1 protein-coding gene and 2 pseudogenes are annotated in these 2,196 nt (G+C 54.4%); 1 reads left to right on the top strand and 2 read right to left on the bottom strand.

Features of this window, described 5'->3' with window-relative positions; translation table 11 throughout:
- A pseudogene (locus H3V04_RS08725) lies at window positions 1–1,387 on the bottom strand (hypothetical protein); the annotation flags it as partial.
- Window positions 1,388–1,416: 29 nt separating this feature from the next.
- On the opposite strand from H3V04_RS08725, the gene H3V04_RS08720 reads away from it, so the two are divergent.
- Window positions 1,417–1,734, top strand: a complete 318-nt coding sequence (locus H3V04_RS08720; protein WP_198178741.1) for a hypothetical protein — start codon at window positions 1,417–1,419, stop codon at window positions 1,732–1,734.
- Between the two features lie 28 nt (window positions 1,735–1,762).
- Here the strand turns inward: H3V04_RS08720 and H3V04_RS08715 are convergent.
- Window positions 1,763–2,196 (bottom strand): annotated as a pseudogene (locus H3V04_RS08715) (hypothetical protein); the annotation flags it as partial.

Genomic DNA, 2,196 nt, shown 5'->3' with positions numbered 1-2,196 from the left:
TGGTGACAGGCCAGGTGACCATCTTGAAATAGCCGTCAAGATCCTGCTTCTCCTTGGCCTCCTTGAAATCAATCCCGCCATCAGCCTTCTGGGCAGGCATGGGCTGGCCGTTCTTGTCAGTGGCAAACATCTCATTGGGATTATCCGGCTGTTTGGGCAAGTTGAAAGCCGAATACTTACTGACTTGGGCCGCCTTGCTGGTCGTGGTAGTCGCCGTATTGGGGGACGGCTGCTGGCCTGTCACCAGGACCGGCTCAGGGGTCAGCTCATTAACTGGCACCCACTCGCTATCCTTCAGAGCCACCCACTGGTAATAGTAGGAATTGGTCTCAGAACATATGCCATCAGGGTTAGCTTTGGTACTGCCGCGCACATTGAGCCAGTACACGAAGAACGACCGTGCCGGAGCTGTGCCCGGATCAGTGCCGGCGATTGGCCCAGTAGCATTGCTCTTGTAGTCAGGAAAACCGTAATCGGTTACCATGCCCCAGTTAGCCTGATTGCCTCCGTAGAGATTTGGGTTGCTGTTCCAACCAACCCAAGAATACGGGCCGCTGCACTGAAGATCAGCACCCGTGCCAAGGCATTCTTGCATATATAGGGTGAAGTTCTTGTCGTTCGCCGCTAAAGTTGAAGTAATGTTGGATACCCTGTCCGGCGCATTGATCATGGTGTCAGGGTCAAAATTGCGACAATTATCGATTCCGCTAGACCAACTCCACGAGTTGCTAGGGCGCAGGCAGGACAGTGCATCGTCCTGTTTACCAACGACTGCGTAGATATTCACCGGCTCGTTGGCACCACCAGGTTGGTAATATGACGCATCAGCAGAATTCTTCAGCGCCAGATCACCCTCAATGGAAATGGTCAGATAGTCATATAAACCGGAGTTTATTATGGTGTGCACGGTGAAATACTCATCTTGATTTTGCGCCCACTTGTAGGCTCCGGACCAGGGCTGATCCGAGGATGATGCTGAGGCTATGGTGTTCAGATACTTTATTCTGCGATAAAAGGAAGTGTCATCTGACCCCTTGTACTGATAGACAAAGGCCAGATTGCAATTGCCCTTGGTATCGGCACCAGAAGTGGCGTCGGCGCAAGAAGGGTCAAACTCGTTGTGTTTTACCCGCAGGATGAAGTCCATGCGCAGCTCATCCTGATAGGAATCAATCTTGTTGTTGTAGCCCAACATCCTATAGAGCAGCGGCTTCCTGCTGGCCGTCTCGTCCTGCCCATCGATGGCATTGGCCTGACCGGCCGAAAGCGCGCTCAGCCCCAGCGGAACAACCATGGCCAGCGTCGCCAGAAGGGTTACCAGAACGGCAATTATCGGACGGTTCACACCTTGTGAACCCTTAGCGCCCCGTTCTTGCAAACGCTTCAATACAATACCCCCCAAACCACAATGAAATCATGCTCCAGAACAAATCAAGTCTGCTTTTGACCTACCCCCAATTAAGGCAACTGCACATAGAGCACAACAATGCATATAAATTTTCTTTGCCTTTCCAAGGCTACAGAAATCAAGGGCATAATCTGGGATTCAGGTGGGGTGTTTTGCGTCCGTTCAAGTTCTTGACCACGGCAGGGCCAGTACACAGCTGCGAGAGGCAAAATGTTGTCGTCTTCCGACCGGTCTGGATTGGGGGCGAACACTGCCTTGGCAACGGCAGCAACACGGGAATTAAAAAAACAGGGCCCGCGCTCATCTCCATGAAATTGGAAGGATGAGGGCGGGCCCTGTCTTATACGACCGAGGTCAGTGCCGGCTTTCCTGCCTGTTCCTCAGGCAGGCCACGAAGCCCACCAGGCCTAGGGCTATCAGCAGCAGGATCCTGAGCACGGAAAGCGGCCATCCCCCGGTAAGCGGCAGGGAGGAGGTCGAAGGCCGGAAGTCCAGCTCATGCGACACCGAGGCTGACTGGTTCCCGCCCTGGAACCTGCCCTGCGCGTCAGAGCCCTCGGCATCATCCGAAAGCACCTGAGCAGAGAACTGCCCCTGATTGACGCCCTCAGGCGGAGTTGCCTGCCACGAACCCTGATCCCCCACTGCGACATCAGTGCTGCTATTGGTCTTGCCGGGCCAGGTTATATGGACCAGGGTGCCTTTGGTCTCAGGAATCTTCCTGTCCCCGTCCACATACTTGTAGGCCCTGCCGGCCACCTGGAAGACGTCATGGCGGTCAATGGTCA

Source organism: Bifidobacterium sp. M0353, assembly GCF_016100645.1.
GTDB classification, from domain to species: Bacteria; Actinomycetota; Actinomycetes; order Actinomycetales; family Bifidobacteriaceae; genus Bombiscardovia; species Bombiscardovia choladohabitans.
The sequence above is the reverse complement of the archived record's forward strand: the minus strand, read 5'-3'. Positions and strand labels throughout refer to the sequence as shown.